The 19,446-nt window shown below is 62.8% G+C and carries 17 protein-coding genes; all 17 read left to right on the top strand.

The features are described from left to right. Positions 1-20 precede the first annotated feature (20 nt). The 17 genes from cyoE to ACUM6F_RS01465 all read left to right on the top strand — a co-directional run bounded on the left by cyoE (position 21) and on the right by ACUM6F_RS01465 (position 19,426). Positions 21-953 (top strand): heme o synthase, encoded by a 933-nt coding sequence (gene cyoE, locus ACUM6F_RS01545; protein WP_445348192.1) that lies wholly within the window; start codon positions 21-23, stop codon positions 951-953. Between the two features lie 290 nt (positions 954-1,243). Continuing rightward, positions 1,244-1,705 (top strand): MarR family winged helix-turn-helix transcriptional regulator, encoded by a 462-nt coding sequence (locus tag ACUM6F_RS01540; RefSeq protein ID WP_425620445.1) that lies wholly within the window; start codon positions 1,244-1,246, stop codon positions 1,703-1,705. 39 nt (positions 1,706-1,744) lie between these two features. Continuing rightward, the gene (locus ACUM6F_RS01535; protein ID WP_445348191.1) at positions 1,745-2,857 is read left to right on the top strand and encodes an efflux RND transporter periplasmic adaptor subunit; all 1,113 of its coding nucleotides are present in this window, start codon (positions 1,745-1,747) and stop codon (positions 2,855-2,857) included. A 13-nt stretch (positions 2,858-2,870) separates the two neighbouring features. Then, a complete protein-coding gene (locus ACUM6F_RS01530) occupies positions 2,871-6,002 on the top strand; it encodes an efflux RND transporter permease subunit (protein ID WP_445348190.1) in 3,132 nt (1,043 codons plus the stop codon). A gap of 9 nt (positions 6,003-6,011) precedes the next feature. Beyond that, complete coding sequence (locus tag ACUM6F_RS01525) at positions 6,012-6,677, top strand: HlyD family secretion protein (RefSeq protein ID WP_445348189.1); 666 nt, start codon at positions 6,012-6,014, stop codon at positions 6,675-6,677. Next, on the top strand, positions 6,667-8,298 hold the full coding sequence (locus tag ACUM6F_RS01520; RefSeq protein WP_445348188.1) for a DHA2 family efflux MFS transporter permease subunit: 1,632 nt from the start codon (positions 6,667-6,669) through the stop codon (positions 8,296-8,298). Before ACUM6F_RS01525 ends, ACUM6F_RS01520 begins: the two co-directional genes overlap by 11 nt. Before the next feature lie 102 nt (positions 8,299-8,400). Then, positions 8,401-9,153: a WecB/TagA/CpsF family glycosyltransferase gene (locus ACUM6F_RS01515; RefSeq protein WP_445348187.1), complete on the top strand. Its 753-nt coding sequence runs from the start codon at positions 8,401-8,403 to the stop codon at positions 9,151-9,153. Positions 9,154-9,325: 172 nt separating this feature from the next. Beyond that, on the top strand, positions 9,326-10,414 hold the full coding sequence (csaB, locus tag ACUM6F_RS01510) for a polysaccharide pyruvyl transferase CsaB (RefSeq protein ID WP_445348186.1): 1,089 nt from the start codon (positions 9,326-9,328) through the stop codon (positions 10,412-10,414). A 17-nt stretch (positions 10,415-10,431) separates the two neighbouring features. After that, complete coding sequence (locus ACUM6F_RS01505; RefSeq protein ID WP_445348185.1) at positions 10,432-10,869, top strand: hypothetical protein; 438 nt, start codon at positions 10,432-10,434, stop codon at positions 10,867-10,869. A 32-nt stretch (positions 10,870-10,901) separates the two neighbouring features. Further along, positions 10,902-12,071: an LCP family protein gene (locus ACUM6F_RS01500; protein WP_445348184.1), complete on the top strand. Its 1,170-nt coding sequence runs from the start codon at positions 10,902-10,904 to the stop codon at positions 12,069-12,071. Between the two features lie 15 nt (positions 12,072-12,086). Then, positions 12,087-14,063 (top strand): DUF5693 family protein, encoded by a 1,977-nt coding sequence (locus ACUM6F_RS01495; protein ID WP_445348183.1) that lies wholly within the window; start codon positions 12,087-12,089, stop codon positions 14,061-14,063. Positions 14,064-14,113: 50 nt separating this feature from the next. Beyond that, a complete protein-coding gene (gene fabZ, locus ACUM6F_RS01490; protein WP_425620435.1) occupies positions 14,114-14,548 on the top strand; it encodes a 3-hydroxyacyl-ACP dehydratase FabZ in 435 nt (144 codons plus the stop codon). 130 nt (positions 14,549-14,678) lie between these two features. Continuing rightward, positions 14,679-15,737: an MraY family glycosyltransferase gene (locus ACUM6F_RS01485; protein ID WP_445348182.1), complete on the top strand. Its 1,059-nt coding sequence runs from the start codon at positions 14,679-14,681 to the stop codon at positions 15,735-15,737. Positions 15,738-15,829: 92 nt separating this feature from the next. Next, positions 15,830-16,705, top strand: coding sequence for a UTP--glucose-1-phosphate uridylyltransferase GalU (gene galU / locus ACUM6F_RS01480; RefSeq protein WP_445348228.1), 876 nt, complete (start codon positions 15,830-15,832; stop codon positions 16,703-16,705). Then, entirely contained in the window at positions 16,705-17,634 is a 930-nt protein-coding gene (locus ACUM6F_RS01475) for an NAD-dependent epimerase/dehydratase family protein (protein ID WP_425620433.1), read from the top strand. The genes galU and ACUM6F_RS01475 overlap by 1 nt, the downstream gene beginning before the upstream one ends. Before the next feature lie 40 nt (positions 17,635-17,674). Further along, the gene (locus ACUM6F_RS01470; RefSeq protein ID WP_445348181.1) at positions 17,675-17,878 is read left to right on the top strand and encodes a hypothetical protein; all 204 of its coding nucleotides are present in this window, start codon (positions 17,675-17,677) and stop codon (positions 17,876-17,878) included. Positions 17,879-17,986: 108 nt separating this feature from the next. Next, a complete protein-coding gene (locus ACUM6F_RS01465) occupies positions 17,987-19,426 on the top strand; it encodes a phosphoglucomutase/phosphomannomutase family protein (RefSeq protein ID WP_445348180.1) in 1,440 nt (479 codons plus the stop codon). Positions 19,427-19,446 lie beyond the last annotated feature (20 nt).

Here is a 19,446-nt window from a genome sequence, read left to right as displayed (position 1 = left end):
ACAGTCTGGGGGGCCTGGCGATGGAGGACAAGGCTGCAGTTAATTTCAACGGTACTTCCCCGGTCATTACGCCGGCGAGGGATTTAAGCTCAGGCGAAATAATCAAGGCTTACATTCAGGTCACCAAGCCCGTATCCGTGGCTTTATTGGTCTTTACCGCCGTGGCGATGATGGTCGTGGCCCGGGCCGGTCACCCCTTCACTTGGGGCCAGTTCCTGGTCGCGACCCTCGCCGTCACCCTGGCCTGTGCCGGAGCCAACGCCGTAAGCTGCTACGTCGACCGCGACATCGACGCGGTTATGGGCCGGACGAGCCACCGGCCGATCCCTTCGGGCAGGATCTACCCTCCCGTACGCGCTCTTTACTGGGGGCTGGCGCTTTTTGCGGCATCGCTGGCCTTCGCCTGGAGCCTCAACTTTGCGGCGTGGCTCTGCCTGTGGGGCGGCATGCTCGGCTACGTGGGCATCTACAGCCTCTGGCTGAAGCGCCGCAGCACCTGGAACATCATCCTGGGCGGGTTCAGCGGCGGGCTTCCGGCCTTGTTCGGATGGGCTGCCGTCACCGGCAGCGTAAACTTGCTGTCCCTGCTTGTCGCCGCCCTGGTTGTCCTCTGGATCCCCAACCATATCTGGAGCCTGGCCTTTTTCTATCGCGACGAGTACGCCAGAGTCAAGGTTCCGATGCTCCCCGTCGTGACCGAGCCGAAGAAGGCCCTGCACTGTCTGCTGATGACGGTAATCCTTATGGCCCTGGTATCAGTGGGCATTTATTTCGCCGGCGACTGGGGAGCGCTGTACCTGGTCACGGCGGTAATCCTTGGCCTGGCTGCCCTGGCCCTCTCGGTGAACGTCTACCTCAACCCCGCTCCCAAAAAGGCCTGGCTGCTCTTTAAGTTTTCGAGTCCGTACCTGGGCATCCTCTTCCTGGCGATGATGGCCGACGTGTGGCTTTAATAAAGAAGTTGGATGTTGGACTTGAAGAAATTCCTTCGGAATTTCCGGATTTATAAAAAGCTAGAACGTCGAAGTTAACTGTCCACCGGCAAAAATCCGAAAGTCCGAGGGCCTGACCCCGAAGCGGGGCGATTATTCGCCTCGTTTTCTTTTTTATCGCATATCGATAACTATCGATAAGTCTGACCCCGGGGGAGAATTTTTTGGTTGACGGGAGGGATGGTGTAGCCTACGATTAATTTAATAAATAGTTCAGTTCGTTAACTAATAAAATATTGGGAGGTAGGTCCTTGAAGAACGAGCGCCTGGATGAGTGCCTGCAGAAGATCGACGAAGTAATGGGTCAGCTTATGCGCCATATGCATTTCAAGCTGGGGAAGCACGTCCCCGAAGGCATCACGATGAGCCAGTTCATGGTCTGCAAGCGCGTCGGCGTGCACGGCCGGGTCAAGGTGTCCACCCTGGCCGACGATTTGGGTGTTTCCTTGAGCGCCATCACGGCAGCCGCCGACCGGTTGGTTGAAATGAGGCTTTTAGGCAGACAGCGTGATGAGCAGGACCGCCGCCTGGTCTGGCTGACCCTGACGCCCGAAGGCGAAGAGATGCTGCAGAACGCCCAGCAGCAGTGGCTTCAGACCATGCGCGGGTATTTCGGCGCCCTGCCGATTGAGGACCTCGAGAAGCTGGTCGCCATCTGCGAGCGGCTCCTGGAGGTTGTCAATGCGAAGGAGACGTCGACGTCGGAAAGTTAGATACTCCGCTAACGAATTTTTATGTTGGGAGAGGTTGACGTGAAACTCAAGAGAGCTCTGGCGGTTTTTGTAGTCCTGGGCCTTGCGGTCCTAATCCTGGGGGGCTGCGGAAAAAACGAGCAGCCGGCGGCGGACAGCGCCGTCACTCCGGTCGTAGTCGCCACAGCGGAAAAAGGACGGTTGACCAGGGGGGACGTCCTTACCGGCAAAGTGGCGGCCAAACTGGACATCAGCCTGGTCCCGAAGGTTCCCGGCAAGATCGCCGAGGTCCTCGTCGACGTGGGCGACCGCGTCAAGGCCGGGCAGGTGATCCTGCGGCTCGACGCTCCCGAGGCGGCGGCCGCCGTAACCCTGGCGGAATCCGGGCTGCGCACCGCCGAGATCAACTACGCGTCGGCGAAGGTCAACTACGAGCGCGGCAAGCTCCTGCTGCAGCAGGAAGCGATTTCTCAGGCCGAGTTCGAGAACATGTACGAGAAACCTTACGAACTGGCTAAAGAAGCTTATGAACGGACGGCGCCGGCCCAGCTGGCCCAGGCCAGGGCGAACTACGAGAACACCATCCTCACCGCCCCCGCCGCCGGGGTGGTTACCGCGCGGACGGTCGACCCGGGCGAAATGGCGATGACGGGCGTTCCCGTCGTGACCATCGTCGACCTCGACAGCGTCTACGTCGAGTGCGGCGCCTCCGAGAAACAGATCAACAGGTTCAAGATCGGACAAGAGGTGATGGTGAAGATCGCCGCCGTTTCGGCCGAGCCCCTGCGCGGCAAAATCACCCACCTGAGCCCCGTGGCCGACCCGCGGACGAAGGCGTACAACCTGAAGATCGAGCTCAAAAACGAAAAACAGTTGATCAAGCCCGGGATGTTCGCCGAAGTCGACCTCGGCGCCGAGGCCGACGAAAAGGTGCTTGTCCCGCGTGACGCCGTGCTTTCGAGGGAAGGCAAAACGATCGTCTTTGTCGTTGAAAACGGCAAGGCCATGATGCGGGAAGTCCGGACGGGTGCTTCCGACGGCCGGCGCATCGCCGTCGAGTCCGGGCTGAACCCGGGCGACCGGGTGATCGTAACAGGCCAGGACATCCTCGTTGACGGGGCTCCGGTAACCATTGCGGAAAGCGACAACGCGCCTGGCGGCGACAACAAATAACAGAGGTTAAAGCATGAAAATCGTAGATGTTTCAGTGCGGCGGCCGGTGGCGGTGACTATGGCCGTCTTGGCCGTGCTGGTGCTCGGCTGGGTGTCTTTCACCCGCCTGTCTATCGACCTCATGCCCGATATGGAGATGCCCTACGCGGCGGTGTTCACCCAGTACCCCGGGGCGGGACCCGAGGAGGTCGAGCGGACGGTCACCGACCTGATGGAGCAGGCGGTCGGCACGGTGGAGAACGTGACCGACGTCATCTCGGTGTCCAAGGCCGGCAGCTCCACCGTTTACGTCGGCTTCGACTGGGGCACCGACATGGATTTCGCCACCCTGAAGATGCGGGAAAAGGTTGATATTTACAAGCCCTATCTTCCACGCGACGCCGAGAACCCCATGGTGGCGGCCTGGGACTTGTCGATGATGCCGGTCGCCATCTACGGGATGTCGGGCAGCCTGGACCTGGAAACCCTGAAGCGGACGGCCGACGACGTCGTGAAGCCCCGTCTCGAAAGAATCGAGGGCGTGGCCTCGGTGGCCGTACAGGGCGGAAACCAGCGGGAGATCCAGGTCCTTGTCGACCCCGCGCGCATGCAGGGCTACGGCATCTCGCTGAGCCAGGTCGTCCAGGCCCTGCGCATGGAGAACCTGAACCAGTCGGCGGGGAAGGTCCTGGAGGGGAGCAAGGATTACCTTATCCGTGTCCCCGGCGAGTTCTACGATTTAAAGGATATCGAGGGAACGGTCGTTCAAGGCGCCGGCGGGGTGCCCGTGCGGCTCGCGGACTTTGCCGCCGTCAAGGACACCTTTAAGGAAAACGCTACCGTGAGCAGGATGAACGGCCGTCCCAGCGTGGCGGTCATCGTCACCAAGCAGCCGACGGCCAACACGGTCGAGGTGGTGCGCGAGGTCCGCAAGGCTGTAGAGGAGCTCCGGAAGGAGATCCCCGGCGGCATCCGCTTTGAGGCGGCCTTCGACCAAGCGAAGTTCATCGAAAAGTCCATTAACAGCATGGTTTCCCACCTGCTGGCCGGAGGGCTGCTGGCGGTGTTTTCGATTTTCCTGTTCCTGCGCAGCCTGCGCTCGACGCTGATCATCGCTACGTCCATCCCCTTCGCGGTCATCGCTACCTTCACACTGATCTACTTCAGCGGCGGGACGCTCAACATGATGACCCTCGGAGGACTGGCCCTCGGGATCGGGATTATCGTCGACGACGCCATCGTCGTGCTTGAGAACATCCACCGGCACCGCCTCAACGGCATGGGTATGGTTGAAGCGGCGACCTTCGGGGCCAGCGAAGTGGGCGGCGCCGTGCTGGGAGCGACGACTACGGGCATCGCCGTTTTTGTCCCGATCATTTTCGTGGAAGGCCTGGCCTCGCAGCTGTTCGGCCCGATGGGAACCACGATCGGCTTCGCCATCTTCGCCTCGTTCGTTGTCGCCGTTACGCTGATCCCGATGCTGGCCGCCCGTATGCTGGTCATCAACGGGAAGGGCGACGACTTTTCCGGGGCGCGCCCCGTCCGGCGGGTCCTGCGCAGGTTCGGACGCTTAATCGACGCCCTCGGCGAGAAGTACGGCCATGCGCTCGCATGGGGCATGCGCCGCCGCCGTCGCGTGGTGGGGCTCGCCGCCCTGCTCTTCTTTGTCAGCTTGCTGCTGATTCCCGCCGTCGGCGCCGAGTTTATGCCGGCTGTCGACGAGGGCCAGGTGTCCGTCCGCCTTAGTATGCCCAAAGGTACCGGCCTGGCGGCCACCGACGAGATGGTGTCCAGGGTGGAGCGGATAGTACAGGATATTCCCGAGGTCGAGACCACGATGATCACCCTTGGCGTAGGCACGGACGAGGAACGCGCCGGCATTGCAGGCAGCAGTTCCGACCAGGCGACCATCGACCTGATGCTCGTCCCCAAGGCCGAGCGCGACCGGACGGCCGGGGAGATAGCCGAGGATTTGCGCGGGCGGTTCGGCGCCATCCCGGGGGCTGACTTCAAGGTTACAAGCGATACCGGAATGATGGGCGGCATGAGCGGCGGGGGCCTGGAGGTACGGGTCAAGGGTGACGATCTCGCCACCCTTGACCGTATCGCCGATAGGGCCGTCGAACTGATCAGCGCCGTGGATGGGACCAGGGAAGTGGAGTCGGACCTGAACGAGGGGCGGCCGGAAATCAGGGTCGAGGTCGACCGGGAGCGCGCCGCCGCTTACGGCCTGAGCGTAGGCTACGTGGCCTCGGCGGTCAACGCCGCGATGAACGGTGAAGTGGCCACGCGCTACCGCGTCGGCGGCGACGAGATCGACGTCCGCGTCCAGCTGGCCGAGCACGCCAGGCGAAACTACGCCGACCTGGAGAACCTGGTCATCGTCACCCCGATGGGTGAAAGCGTCCCGCTGCGGGACGTAGCCGCTTTCGCGGTCGGCGAGGGGCCGTCTACGATCACCCGCTACGACCAGGTGCGCACGGCCACCATCACGGGCAAGATCGCCGGCCGTGACCTGAACAGCGTGATCAAGGACGTCCGGGCGAAGCTGGACACCATCCCGCTGCCGCCGGGCTACCACATCGAGTACGGCGGGGCCGCCGAGGAGATGATGGAGGCCTTCGGGAATCTGAGTCTGGCGCTCGTCCTGGCCATCCTGCTGGTCTACATGCTGATGGCCATCCAGTTCGAGTCCCTGCTCTCGCCCCTGGCGATCATGTTTTCCGTACCGGTTTCGCTGACCGGGATGGTCCTGGGTCTCTTGCTGACCGGACGGACTTTTAGCGTAGCGGCTTTCATCGGCGTCATCGTCTGTGTCGGCGTCGTCGTCAAGAACGCTATCGTGCTGGTGGACTACATCAACATCCTGCGCGGCAGGGGCATCGAGCGCGAAGAGGCGATCAGGCTGGCCGGCCCGGTCCGGCTGCGCCCGATCCTCATGACGGCCACCGCGACCTGCCTGGCCATGCTGCCCCTGGCGCTGGGCTTTGGCGAGGGTGGCGAGTCGTCGGCACCGATGGCCACGGTGATCATCGGTGGGCTGGTGTTTTCGACGGGGGTCAGCCTGCTCCTGGTCCCGGCGATGTACAGCATCCTGGATGATATGGGGCAAAAGGTCCGGCGCCGCGTGAGGCGTTTGAACGGGACCGTCGATAATCCGGCGTGATTTGGGGGAATGCGCGTGAAGAAGGGTAAAGCCATTTTTGGAGCAGTCGCTGTCCTCATGTTGGTCGCCCTGGGCGGGGTCACTTTCTATTACTGGTACATGAACGCGAACTATGTGATCACCGAGGACGCTTACATCGACGGGACGATTATCAAGGTCGCCCCCCGCATCAGCGGGGAGCTGCTCGACGTCTCGGTCGAAGAGGGAGACCGGGTGGCGGCCGGGCAAGTCGTGGCCCGCCAGGACGACGTGGCCCTGGCCCCGGGGGCCAACCCCGACCTGGCCGTGATCAGGGCGCCGATCAGCGGCGTGGTTATCAAAAAGCTCGGGAACGCGGGCGAGGTCGCCGCCCCGGGGCAGTCGGTCATCATGCTTGCCGACCCCGCCGACGTTTACGTTACCGCCAACATCGAGGAAACCAAGCTGGCCAAGGTCCGCCCCGGCAAGAAAGTCGACCTGTGGGTGGACGGGGTTCCCGGCCGGGTTTTCCGCGGGACGGTTGCGAGTATCGGCGAGGCCGCCAACTCCACCTTCTCCCTGCTGCCGACGCGCACCACGGGCGGGAGCTTTACCAAGGTGGTGCAGCGCGTCCCGGTTAAGATCCTCATTAAGGACGCCCACGGCGGGGACCTGCGTCTCGGCCTGAATGTAAAGGTAAGGATCCATGTCCGTTAACGGTGCGGTTATTAAAAACGGGGCCGTTCCCGACGGAAAAGTCCCGTGGGGGCCGTTGCTGGTGCTTGTCCTGGGCACCTTCATGGGTATCCTGGACGCCAGCATCGTCAATGTGGCCCTGCCCCGGATCATGGCCATTTTCAACAGCAGCTTCGACGAGATCCAGTGGGTCATGACCATCTACCTCCTGGTCGGCGGGGTGGTCATCCCGATCACGGGTTACCTCGGCGACCGGTACGGCTACAAGCTGATCTACATCTTAGCCCTGGCCTTCTTTACGGTTTCCTCGGGTTTCTGCGGGTTTTCCTGGAATACCGACTCCCTGGTGGTCGCCAGGGGGTTCCAGGCCATCGGCGGCGGCATGGTCATTCCTTTGTCCATGGCCATCATCTACAAAATCGTGCCGCGGGAAAAAATCGGCATGGCCCTGGGCATCTGGGGCCTGACCATGACCGTCGCCCCCGCCATCGGCCCGACGCTGGGCGGGTACCTGGTCGACAACTTCTCCTGGCGGCTGATCTTCTACATCAACCTTCCCGTCGGGATCATCGCCGTCTACCTGAGCTACCTGTTCGTTCCCGAAACGGAGCGCCAGGAGGGGCTGACGTTCGACTATCCGGGCTTCATCCTCTGCGGCATAGGCTGTTTCTGCGTCCTCCTGGGCTTGAGCGAGGGGCCGAGCGAGGGCTGGGGATCCCAGTATATCGTCACCCTCTTCACGGTCGCCCTCTTTTCTCTGGCCCTGTTCGCCGTCTGGGAACTGATCGTGCCCCAGCCTATGCTGGACATCAGGCTCCTGCGCAACGGGATCTTTGCGGTCAGCATCCTGGCGACCTGCCTGATCTCCATCACGATGTTCGCCACCGTGTTCCTGGTGCCCATTTTTGCCCAGTCGGTACAGGGCTACACTCCGATGCAGACCGGCCTGATCATCATGCCCATGGCCCTGATCAGCGGTTTCATCATGCCCATCAGCGGGAGGCTGTTCGACAAGGTCGGGGCCACGCCCCTGGCCGCATTCGGACTTATCCTCCTTATCTGGACGACGTACGAGCTGGGACAGCTCGACGTCAACTCGTCGATCCGGGAGCTTCAGTCCTGGCTGGTTTTGCGCGGCGTCGGCCTGGGACTGACGATGATGCCCGTGATGACCGCCGGGATGAACGCCGTCCCGCACATGATGGTCGGGAGAGCTTCCGCAATCAGCAACGTCTTCCGCCAGATTTCGGCCTCTTTCGGCATCGCCGTTCTGACCTATGTCATGACCAACCGCCAGGTGTTTCACGCGGCGCGCCTGGCCGAAACCACGGACCCGGCGCTGCCCGGCAACGTTATCGCCCAGCAGCAGATAGCTTCTCACCTGGGAAATGCGGGACTGGGCGGCATGGCCCACCTCATCGCCCCGCAGGTTCTCTGGGGGATGCTGCAGCAAAAGGCCGCCGTCCTGGCCATCAACGATACCTTTGTCTTTTCCATCCTCTTTGCCGTCCTGGCTCTGCCCACCGTCGTCGTGCTGACGAAGGGCAGGGTTGAAGCCGCCCGGCGGTCGGCCGAGTCCGGGATGGGACACGCTCCTCCCAACGGTAAGCCCGGCGGCGCGCCGGCGGTTGCCGAATTCTAACTTTTCTCGTTTCCGCTTTGTCATTAATTGTCGGCAGGGAAGTCCGGCTTCTGGTCGAAAGAAGTCCAGGATATTGCTACAAGACAGTTTGCGGAGGCCTAAATGCCAACGACATCCCTGCTGGGCGCGCGCATCGACGCCCTGAGCATGCTCGAAGCCCTGGAAGTGGTCACGGCTCTTGTCACAAAAGGGCATCCCAGCCAGGTTATAACCATGAACCCGGAGTATCTCTACCGGGCGCAGAGGGAGCCCCTGCTCCTGGACATCGCCAACGGCGCCGCCCTTGTCACGGCGGACGGGGTCGGCATCGTCTGGGCCGCCAGGCTGGCCGGCCGGCCCGTGCCCGAACGCGTCACGGGGATCGACTTGATGCTGGCCCTGCTGGAAAGGGCGAGCGCGAAAGGGTGGCGCGTTTTTTTGCTCGGGGCCGCCCCGGGGGTGGCCGAGGAGGCCGCCGAAAAGGCCAGGGAGCGCTGGCCATCCCTGGTCATTTGCGGGACTCACCACGGCTATTTTGAAACCGGGGAAGACGACAGGATTATTGGAAAAGTGCGGGCCGCCGCCCCGGATTTGCTTTTTCTGGGTCTGGGAGCGCCTAAGCAGGAGCTGTGGGGGGCCAGATACCTCCAGGATCTGGGCGTGCCCGTGGTGATGGGCGTGGGGGGCAGCTTCGACGTCCTGGCCGGCAAGGTGAAGAGGGCCCCGGCCTGGCTCCGGAAGCTCCACCTCGAGTGGCTGGGAAGGTTATTACGGGAACCCCGGCGCTGGCGCCGGCAAATGGTGCTCCCGAAGTTTGTACTGATGGTACTGTGGCGTTACCGTACTCCAGGACGAAGAAACCGCTCCAAGGCGTAAAAACAAGGCATAGGACGTAGGAAGTTAAGTAAGAAGTAAGACGTAGAGAACGTAGGAAGTTAGATGTTAGAAATAACTGCTAACTCCCTATATTTACATCTTATGTCCTAAGTCCTAAGTCCAAATAGGAGCAGGCAACGGTTTTAGCAACGAAGAAGGAATGATAGCTGACTTGCCGCCCAAAGTGCTAGTCTCGGGATACTACGGCTTTCACAACGCCGGTGACGAGGCCATCCTCTACGCGCTGGTCGACGGGCTTCGCGCCCGGCGGCCGGACGTGGAGATCACGGTGCTGTCCCAGGATCCGGTGCATACCGCCCGGACTTACGGCGTGGCTGCCGTCCGGCGCGCCGACCCCAGGGCGGTCGCCGGCGCGATGCGCGATACCGACCTGTTTGTCAGCGGCGGGGGAGGGCTCCTGCAAGACACGACGAGCCTGGCCAGCCTGCAGTATTACCTTGGTTTGATGGTCCTGGCGCGCCTTATGGGGCGCAAGATCTTTCTTTACGCCCAGGGCATCGGCCCCCTGCGGAGCAGGGCCGGCAGGGCGCTGACCCGCGCGGTCCTTAATCGCGTGAACATGATCACCGTTCGGGACGAGGAGTCCAGGGAACTGTTAAAAGCCGTCGGAGTCAACAAACCGCCGGTCAAGGTTACGGCCGACCCGGTGCTTGGCCTGGAACTCAAGCCCGAATGGCTGGAAAAGGGCCGGCGGGTCCTGGCCGGGCTGGGTCTTCAGCCGGGAAAGCTGGCGGGCATTTCGGTCCGCCCTTGGGCCGGGCGGGAAACGGTTATTCCCGCGATCGCCGGTCTAGCCGACTGGTTGGACGCCCGGGGGTGGCGCGTCGTGCTCGTGCCGTTTCACCGCGACGTCGACCGTGAAGTCTGCCAGGAAGTCGCCTCCCGGGCGAAGGCAGGGGTCAAGGTCATCGCCGGCGAAATGTCTGTTGAAGAACTGGCTGGGATGTGTGCCCATCTGGACCTGGCCGTCGGGATGCGGCTGCACTTTCTCGTGTTCGCCTCCCTGGCCGGGGTGCCTCCTGTCGCCATCGCTTACGACCCCAAGGTGGGGCAGTTCCTCGGGCGCCTGGGGCTGCCGACGGCCGTCCCGGTCGAGGGGCTCACGCCCGGCGCACTGCAGGACCAGGTGGAATACGTGATTGAGAACTCGGAGGCGCTCAGGGAGCAGGTCGCGCGAAGGGTGGAAGCCCTGCGCAAGGAGGCGCGGCTGACGGCTGAGCTGGCGCTGAATTTGATCTGATAGGGAGGGGTTTCTCTATGCGTCGTACTCCGGTACTGGCGGTAATCGGGATCATCGCCGGGGGCTGCCTGTTCCTCGGAGGATACAAGGCCGCCGCCGCGCTTTCGGGCCCGGGCAGCGCGCAGGACCCCCTGGTGACCAAGAGCTTTGTTGAAGAATACGTGAATAAGCTCCTGGGGCAGCAGGGCGGCGGGGGCGGCTGGAGAATTGACAACGTCGCGCCGGGGCAGACGGTGGAAGCAAGGGGCGGGACCGAGCTGATCGTCCGGGCGGGCAAGGCCACGGTATCGGACCCCAGCCGGAGCGGCATCGCCGACCTGACCTCGGGGACAAACCTTGCCGCCGGCCAGGCGGTGGCGGCCAACCACCTGCTGCTGGTGCCCAAGGACGGGCGCGGGCTGAAGGCTTCCACTGCCGTCGTGGTTATGTACAGGGGTTCCGTTGAATTGAAGTAGACACCGAGAACGTTTTTGGAAGCGAGAGAAATATGCGCAAGCTGAATGGTAAGCGCCTGGCCGCCATCGTGCTGGCCGTGCTGCTGGTATTTACGGGAGTCTACTGGGTTGCGGCCAACGTCATCATCCCCTACCTTTTTCCTGATTGGTTAAGCGACAGCGACGATCCGGACAGCGTCGTTAAGGGCCGGATGAACTTGCTCGTCCTGGGGGTTGACAGCCGGGAAGGGGAGAAAATGGCCCGCAGCGACACCATTCTTTTCGTCAGCGCCGACCCCGAGAAGCAGCGCGTGGCCTTATTGTCCATTCCCCGCGATACGCGGGTGGAGATTCCGGGTTACGGCACCGATAAGATCAACGCCGCCACGGCTCTCGGCGGGCCTGAACTGGCCGAGCGCACGGTTACGGAGTTGATCGGCCAGCCCATTGACTATTACATGGTCACCGACTTTCAGGGCTTTGAGAGGATCGTCGACATCCTGGGCGGCGTGACCATCGACGTCGAGCAGGACATGCGCCACCACGAAAGCGACGGGTACTCCATCAACTTGCAAAAAGGCGTACAGCGCCTCGACGGGAAGAAGGCCCTGATGTACGTCCGTTACAGGGATTACCCCATGGGCGACATCACCCGTACCGAAATACAGCAGAAGTTCCTCAAGGCGCTGGCCCAGGAAATGATGCAGACCAAAACGATCGCCAAGCTGCCCAAGCTGGTGCCCGAGCTCCGTAAATGCATCCAGACGAATATGAGCGTCCGTGAGATGGCCCGCTGGGCGGGAGTGGCCCGCCAGATGGAAGGGCTGGAAATGGTGTCGGCGACCCTTCCGGGCTACCCCGCCGAGATCAAGGGCGGCAGTTACTGGTACGTCGATCCCGCGCTGGCCAAGGACGTGGCGGCCCGGCTTGTCAACGGGGAACAGGTGGCCGACATAAACCCTCCGCTGCCTCCAAGCACTGTTGCGCCGGCGGCGCCAAAGGAAACGGTCAGGGAACCCGAGCCCCCGCCATCTGAGCAGCATCCCGGCAATGAACCTGCGCCGCCTCCCGCCGATCAGGTTCCGGTGATCATCGTGCCCGACGATGGCAGTCAGTCCCAGGAACCCCCGCCGTCCGGCGGCGGTCCCGCCGGCGGGGGCGGGCAGACAGGCAACGGCGGCGCTATCCCTGACTGGGGGACGCTGCCCCCCGTCGGGAACTAGGAGGAACACGAACAGATGTATACGCGCATACTCTACGCACTTACCGCGGCAGTGATCCTGGCAGCCGTCGCGGCCGGCTGCTGGTTGGCCCGGGAGAGGATCGGCATCGAGCGGGGCTTCAACCAGGTCGAGATCGCCGTGTTCTATGACGAGGCTGCCTTCATGGCCGCGGCCGAAGGCAGGCCCTTCAGCGAGGTACTGGCGGAACTGAAGGAGGCCGGCGTCACCACCGTCTTCTTCAAGGAACCGTCCCTTGAAGAGGGGCGTGTGGGCGGTCTTTTCGAAGTCTGCCGGGGCAGCGAGCTTGTCCGTTATCCCGCCATAGGTCCGGCGGTCGGGCAGGTCTCTCCCGGCAGCACCTGCCTGGTGATCTGGAACCGGGACACGTTCCGCCAGATGCAGGAACTCATGCGGACCAGGCTGCCCGGGGCCGTCTTTATCGAGGATACCGGCGGGCCTTACCTGGCCGTCCTGCCGGTCCCGTTTGCCCAGCTCAAGGACATGGGTACCGGTTTCCCCCGTGAGCCGCTGCAAGAGGTTGCCGACGCGGGGTTGAGGACGGTAGTTCAAGTCAGGTCGTGGAAGGGCGCCACCCCTGAAAGCATTGCCGCCCTGGGGGAATACCTCAGGGACATACCCGGCCTTTCGGCCGTAGCCTTTAACGACCTTTCCCTCCCGGGTTTCCCGGCGTATATCGACGAACTGGCCGGAGCCCTCGAGGAGCTCGGCGTTCCGGTGGCCGACATCGAGTTCTACCCCCAGGTAGGGCTGAAGAACCTCGGCAGCCGGCTCGCCCAGCGCACCGTCCTGACGCACACCATCGCCGTCGAGGAAATGCCCAAGTACGACGTCAGGCGGGCCGCAGATCGCTACGTTCTGGCCGCCACCGAGCGTAACGTCAGGCTCCTGGTCGTGCGTCTTTTCTTCGACCCTGCCGCGGGTGGAACCGGGGTGCTGGCGGAAAACGCGGCTTTCCTCTCTGGTATCGCCACCCGGCTCGAAGCCGAGGGTCTGACCCTGGGGACCGCCTCCCGGATGCCCGGCTGGAACTACCCGCTATGGCTGAATTTCCTGGTCGGCCTGGGCGTCATCGCCGGCGGGGTGTTGCTCTTGGACCGCCTCGGTTTCCGGCGCCTGGGGCTGGTGCTGGGAACGGCGGCAGCCCTGGGGTGGGCGGCGATGAGTTACGGGGGCGCGGCGGCCGGCGCCAAGCTGATGGCCCTGGGCGCGGCCACTGTCTTTCCGACTCTCAGCGTGATCACCTTTGTCAGGCCGCAGGGCACATCCCCCTGGCAGAGCCTGCTCCGCTTAGCGGCGGCCACGGGTCTCTCGCTGGTGGGGGCTGTACTGCTGGTAGGCGCCCTGGCGGGAACGCGCTACATGCTGAAACTTGACGCTTTCTCGGGTGTCAAACTGGCCCACTTGCTGCCGCTGCTGCTCGTCGCCCTCTATTTCGCCTTCCTGCTGCCCTCCGGCCGGCGGCTTGCAGACCTCAAGCAACAGGTCGAGTCGATGCTCAACCAGCCCATCCTGGTGAAGTTTGCCGTCGCCTGCGCGATCCTGGCCGCTTTCGGCCTCGTTTACCTCCTGAGAACGGGGAACGACGCCGGGACGCTGGTCCTGCCGCTGGAGCTGAAAGTCAGGGCTTTTCTCGACCAGGCCCTGGCGGTAAGACCTCGGACAAAGGAATTCCTCATCGGCCACCCGCTCCTGCTGCTGCTGTTTTACACCGGTTACCGCAACGCGCGTTACCTGGTCCTGGTATTGCTCGCCGCCATCGGGCAGATCTCGGCCGTAATGACCTTCGCCCACCTGCACACGCCCCTGGAGATTTCTCTGATCCGGGTGTTCAACGGGCTATGGCTGGGTGCCCTGATCGGACTGGTATTGATTGCCGCCTGGTGCCTGTTTGACAGACTGGCGGCTCCCGCCCGGCTTCCCGCCATGGAGCCGCCGGGCTGGAAGGTGGTCAAAAAGGCCGGCGGCAAATAGGCAAATAATAATAATGCCAGCGGCAACCGTTAGTCTTTGGAGGGATAAGTATGCTTGATATACGGGCCATCCAAGCCGTCATTCCCCACCGGTATCCGTTTCTGCTCGTCGACCGCATTGTCGAGATCGAGGACGGGAAAAGGGCGGTGGGCATTAAAAACGTCACCGTCAACGAGCCGTTCTTTCAGGGCCATTTCCCCGGCCATCCCGTGATGCCGGGCGTCCTGATCATCGAGGCCCTGGCTCAAGTCGCCGCCGTCGCGGTGCTGCGGCTGCCCGAATACCGCGGCAAGGTGCCTTTGTTTGCCGGGATTGACCAGGCCAGGTTCCGGCGCCAGGTTATTCCTGGAGACGAGCTTCGCCTGGAAGTAGAGATTTTGAAGCTGCGCGGTAAAATCGGCAAATGCCGGGGCAAGGCCTTTGTAGGTGAAGAAACGGCGGCTGAAGCTGAATTGCTGTTTGCCGCAGCTTCAGCGGGCGTCTAGGCGCGAATAGCTGCCCCATAATCAGCGATTCGCCCTTTTTAAGCCTTCATGCGCCTGCCTGCGAGGATTGTCAATTTCTCGGTATTCCGGTAAACTGTGTGCAGATTGTTTGTCCAGGAGTGGAGAATAATTGGACGGTCTTCTGGTCCCTCTGCTAATGGCCGGGGCCTTAAGTCTCACGTGCACGCCGCTGGTGATGCGCCTGGCCGGGCGCGTCGGGGCCATCGACCTGCCCGACCGGCGTAAAATGCACACGAGCCCGATGCCGCGTCTTGGCGGCCTGGCTATTTATCTGGCTTTTGTCTTTGTCATTCTTGTCACTCAGCAGTTGACTGGCGAAGTCCTGGGCCTGCTGGCGGGATCGACCCTGATCGTAGCCCTGGGCATCCTCGACGATACGCGGGGCGTGACGCCGAAGGTAAAACTGCTGGGGCAGGTCGTGGCGGCTCTCAGTGTGATCCCGTTCGGCCTGCAGGTGGAATTCATCACGAACCCCGTGCACAGCGGCATGATCGCCCTCGGGTGGTGGGGCATCCCGCTGACCGTCTTCTGGCTGGTGGCGGTGACCAACGCCGTGAACCTTATCGACGGGCTTGACGGCCTGGCCGCCGGCATTGCGGCTATCGCTGCGCTCACCATGTCCGTCATCTCCTGGACCGAGGGCCAGATTGCGGCCATGGTGATCAGCCTGATCCTGTTCGTCGCCGTCCTGGGCTTTTTGCCTTACAACTTCCACCCCGCCCGCATCTTCCTGGGCGACACGGGGTCGATGTTCCTCGGTTTTGCGCTGGCGGCAACGGCCATCATGGGCCTCACCAAGAGCGCCACGGCGGTCTCGATCCTGATTCCGATCGTCATCCTGGGCATTCCCCTGTTTGACACCGCCTTTGCCATCTTCCGCCGGTACCGTAACCGCCAGCCCATTTTCTACCCCGACAAGCAGCACCTGCATCACCGCTTGCTCGAAGCCGGACTGTCGCACCGTCGGGCCGTGCTGACCGTCTACGGGGTTAATCTTGTCCTTGGCGCCAGTGCCGTCTTACTGACCGTGCTCAGCACCGACCAGGGCATGCTCCTGCTCCTGGTGGTGGCCACCCTGCTGATCGGCCTCGCCAACAAGGCCGGCATCCTGGGCGAGGGTTGGGCCCGCAGGACAGAACCTGTACAGACAAAGCAATCCGAATTTTAAGACCGCAAATGCCAGCAAATCTGTTTGACGCTCGCCAGAGCGTTTTTTATATGCCAGCCCAGCATTGTGTGCGGGAGGTGCCTTGAATAATGATGAGGGTCAGAAAAGCCGTTATTCCGGCTGCGGGCTTAGGCGTGCGTTTTCTCCCGGCTACGAAGGCGCAGCCGAAGGAAATGATCCCGCTTATCGATAAGCCCACCATCCAGTATATCATTGAGGAGGCCGTGGCCTCGGGGATTACGGACATCCTCATCATTACGGGCCGCGGCAAGAGGGCCATCGAAGACCACTTCGACCACGCCCCGGAACTGGAGCATTTCCTCGAGCAAAAGGGCAAGGTCGAAGCCTTGGAGACGGTCAGGGCGATCGGTTCGCTGGCCAACATCTATTACGTCAGGCAGAAAGATCCCCGGGGCCTCGGGCATGCCGTGGCCTGCGCCGAAGCCTTTGTCGGCAACGAACCCTTCGCCGTCCTGCTGGGGGACGATGTGGTTGTCAGCGAGGTGCCCTGCCTGAAGCAGATGCTTAACCTTTATGAGGAAGTACGGGGAAGCGTTATCGCCATCGAAGAGGTTCCCGAGACCGACGTCAGCAAGTACGGGGTCATCAAGGGCCGGGCCCTGCGGCCTGGGATCTACGTCATCGAGGACCTGGTGGAAAAGCCGCCGGTTGAGGAGGCTCCTTCCCGACTGGCCGTGATCGGCAGGTATATCCTGCCGCCCCGCATTTTCAGCCTCCTGGCCCGGACCGGGCCGGGGGCTGGCGGAGAGATCCAGCTTACCGACGCCCTGCGCGAGCTCGTTCGGGAAGAGGCGCTGTACGGTTACGCCTTTTCCGGCCGGCGCTACGACGTAGGTTCAAACCTCGGCTACCTGAAGGCCACCGTAGAGATGGCCCTCGGCCGCCCGGACCTGCGGGGGCCGTTCCTCGCCTACCTGCAGTCGGTCGTCTGCGGGGGCGAACGCTAGTGCGGGCGCTCGTGACCGGCGGGGCCGGTTTCATCGGCTCGCACATTGTCGACGCACTCGTGGCCGAGGGGGCCGACGTCCTGGTGATCGACGACCTGTCGCGCGGCCGGCCCGACGCCGTCAACCCGAGGGCCCGCCTGGTGCTCCTCGACATCGCCGCGGAGGCCGTGCAGCGGGAACTGGAAGCCTTCCGTCCGGAAGTCGTGTTTCACCAGGCCGCCCAGGCCAGCGTGCCTGTTTCCCTGCAGCGCCCGGGACACGATGCCCGGGTGAACATTATCGGGACGATCCGCCTGTTGGAAATGTGCCTGGCGGCCGGCGTCCGCAAAGTGATTTACGCTTCGTCGGCCGCCGTTTACGGTACACCCTGCTACCTGCCCATCGACGAGAACCATCCCGTTTACCCCCTGTCGCCTTACGGCATCTCCAAGCTCGCGGCGGAGATGTATCTTTCCGTTTTCCGAAAGCACTGGGGCTTGGATTTCACCGTCCTGCGCTATGCCAACGTTTACGGACCCCGCCAGGATGCCCTGGGAGAGGGGGGCGTGGTGGCCGTCTTCGCCGACCGGATCCGCCGCTGTGAGCAACTGACCGTTTTCGGCGACGGGGAGCAAACGCGCGACTTCATCCACGTCCACGACGTCGCCAGGGCCAACCTGGCCGCTTTTTCTTCCGCCGGGGGCCAGGTGCTCAACGTCAGTACGGGCCGGGCCACCAGCGTCAACCAACTGGTGACGATGTTCAAACGCCTGACGCGCCGCGTTCCAAGCGTAACGTTCGCCGCCGCGCGCCCGGGCGACATCCGCCATAGTTACCTGGACAACAGCAAGGCCCGCTCCGAGCTGAACTGGGCGCCCCAGTACGACCTCGAAACGGGCCTGGCGCAGACGTTGCGCGCCATCGGCCTCTTAACCGGCGATAAGCATTAGGCACCAAGCTTTAGGATATAAAGGTGTTCCGCCCGGTCAAATGCCTGACCCCAAAAGCTTAATGCCCGGAGCCGATGCTGTTTTGGAACGGTCTTTAGGTTTTAACGTTTTCGTCGCCGGCCCGGGTGTGCGTATTTTGTGTATTTCTTTTTTGTTTAAGGCTCTTGAGGTATTCTTCGAGCATTTTCTTGCGTTTGTCGAGCCGCTGCAGGGCTTCGGATTGCATGGTTTGACCCCTTCCTGAAACTTGGGTTTCTAAACCCATTTATTGCCAGACAGTGCGTTGTTCAAACGCATAAGCCTTCCCACGCGGGGTAAAAATTAGAAAAGTCTCTGTGAGGAGGGTTTTTGATTGGCGAAGATAGCGTTTGGCACCGACGGTTGGCGGAGCATCATCGCCGAGGACTTCACCTTCGCGAACGTGCGTATCGTGGCGGCGGCCGTCGCCGACTACTTAGAGGGCCGGGGACTGGGCCCGCGGGGCATCGTCGTGGGGTACGACAACCGGTTTCTCTCCGAGCACTTCGCCGCGGCGGCGGCCGGGGTTTTTCTGGCGCGGGGAATGCCGGTGATGCTCGGCGTCAGGTCCATGCCCACTCCGGTCACGGCCTTTGCCGTTACCCGTTACCGCGCTGCCGGCGCCGTTATGCTGACGGCCAGCCACAACCCGCCCGAGTACAACGGCATCAAGTTCATCCCCGAGTACGGAGGCCCGGCCCTGCCCGAGGTCACCCGGCAGATCGAAGCCAACATCCGCCGTTACGAGCAAGGGGATGCCGCGCCGCCAGACGAGCCCTGGCGCCTGGATGAGCTGAGGCGGAAGGAGGGTTACCAGCACCTCTTGCGTTTCATCGACCCCCGGGACGACTACATCAGTCACGTTATGACCTTGATAGACGGGGAAGCGATACGCGAGGCCCGGCTCAGGGTTGTGGCGGATCCGCTGTACGGCGCGGGCTGCGGCTACCTGGACAGAATCCTGCGCCGGCTGGACGTGGTGGTGGAGACCCTGCACGACTGCCGCGACGCCTTGTTTGGCGGGAGACTGCCCGACCCCAGCAAGGAAAAGCTGGAACTCTTGCGCGAACGCGTGCTGGCCGGCGGCTACGACCTCGGCCTGGGGCTTGACGGCGACGCCGACCGCCTCGGGGTTATCGATGCCGACGGGAGCTACATTTCACCCAATGAATTGCTGACCCTGGTCTATTATCACCTGTTGACGGTGCGCGACATGGCCGGTCCGGCGGCCCGGACGGTGGCCACCACCCACATGCTGGACCGGATCGCGCAGGCTTACGGTTACCAGGTTAGGGAGACGCCGGTAGGTTTCAAGTATATCGGCCAGTGCCTGATGAACGGGTGCATCGTGGGCGGCGAGGAGAGCGGGGGCATGTCCGTCAAGGGGCATGTCCCGGAAAAGGACGGGATTATGGCGGGCCTCCTGGCCGTGGAGATGGTGGCCGTGCACGGCAAAAGCCTGCGACGCCTGCTGGCGGAAGTGGCCGGGCGTTTCGGCCCGGCGTACAGCGGGCGCGTCGACGTCCACACCATGCCCTCGAAAAAGGCCGAGGTCTTGGAAAAACTTAAAGGGGAGCCTCCCCGGGAACTGGGGGGCAAGGCGGTCGCCGGCTGCCAGACGATGGACGGCACCAAGCTCTTGTTCGACGACGGGGCCTGGGTCCTCATCCGCCCCTCCGGGACCGAACCGGTCTTTCGCATCTACGCCGAAGCCGGCTCTCCGGAGGAGCTTGCGCGTATCCACCAGGCGATGAGGGAATTTGCGGGGCTTTAACGGGCGTCGGGCACACGGGA

It is taken from the genome of Desulforudis sp. DRI-14, assembly GCF_052618305.1.
The sequence above is the reverse complement of the archived record's forward strand: the minus strand, read 5'-3'. Positions and strand labels throughout refer to the sequence as shown.

Coding starts and splice junctions, on each gene's coding strand:
- cyoE (WP_445348192.1), top strand. CDS start 21: ATGGAGGACAAGGCTGCAGTTAATTTCAACGGTACTTCCCCGGTCATT.
- ACUM6F_RS01530 (WP_445348190.1), top strand. CDS start 2,871: ATGAAAATCGTAGATGTTTCAGTGCGGCGGCCGGTGGCGGTGACTATG.
- ACUM6F_RS01525 (WP_445348189.1), top strand. CDS start 6,012: ATGCGCGTGAAGAAGGGTAAAGCCATTTTTGGAGCAGTCGCTGTCCTC.
- ACUM6F_RS01520 (WP_445348188.1), top strand. CDS start 6,667: ATGTCCGTTAACGGTGCGGTTATTAAAAACGGGGCCGTTCCCGACGGA.
- ACUM6F_RS01515 (WP_445348187.1), top strand. CDS start 8,401: ATGCCAACGACATCCCTGCTGGGCGCGCGCATCGACGCCCTGAGCATG.
- ACUM6F_RS01505 (WP_445348185.1), top strand. CDS start 10,432: ATGCGTCGTACTCCGGTACTGGCGGTAATCGGGATCATCGCCGGGGGC.
- ACUM6F_RS01500 (WP_445348184.1), top strand. CDS start 10,902: ATGCGCAAGCTGAATGGTAAGCGCCTGGCCGCCATCGTGCTGGCCGTG.
- ACUM6F_RS01495 (WP_445348183.1), top strand. CDS start 12,087: ATGTATACGCGCATACTCTACGCACTTACCGCGGCAGTGATCCTGGCA.
- fabZ (WP_425620435.1), top strand. CDS start 14,114: ATGCTTGATATACGGGCCATCCAAGCCGTCATTCCCCACCGGTATCCG.
- galU (WP_445348228.1), top strand. CDS start 15,830: ATGAGGGTCAGAAAAGCCGTTATTCCGGCTGCGGGCTTAGGCGTGCGT.
- ACUM6F_RS01470 (WP_445348181.1), top strand. CDS start 17,675: ATGCCTGACCCCAAAAGCTTAATGCCCGGAGCCGATGCTGTTTTGGAA.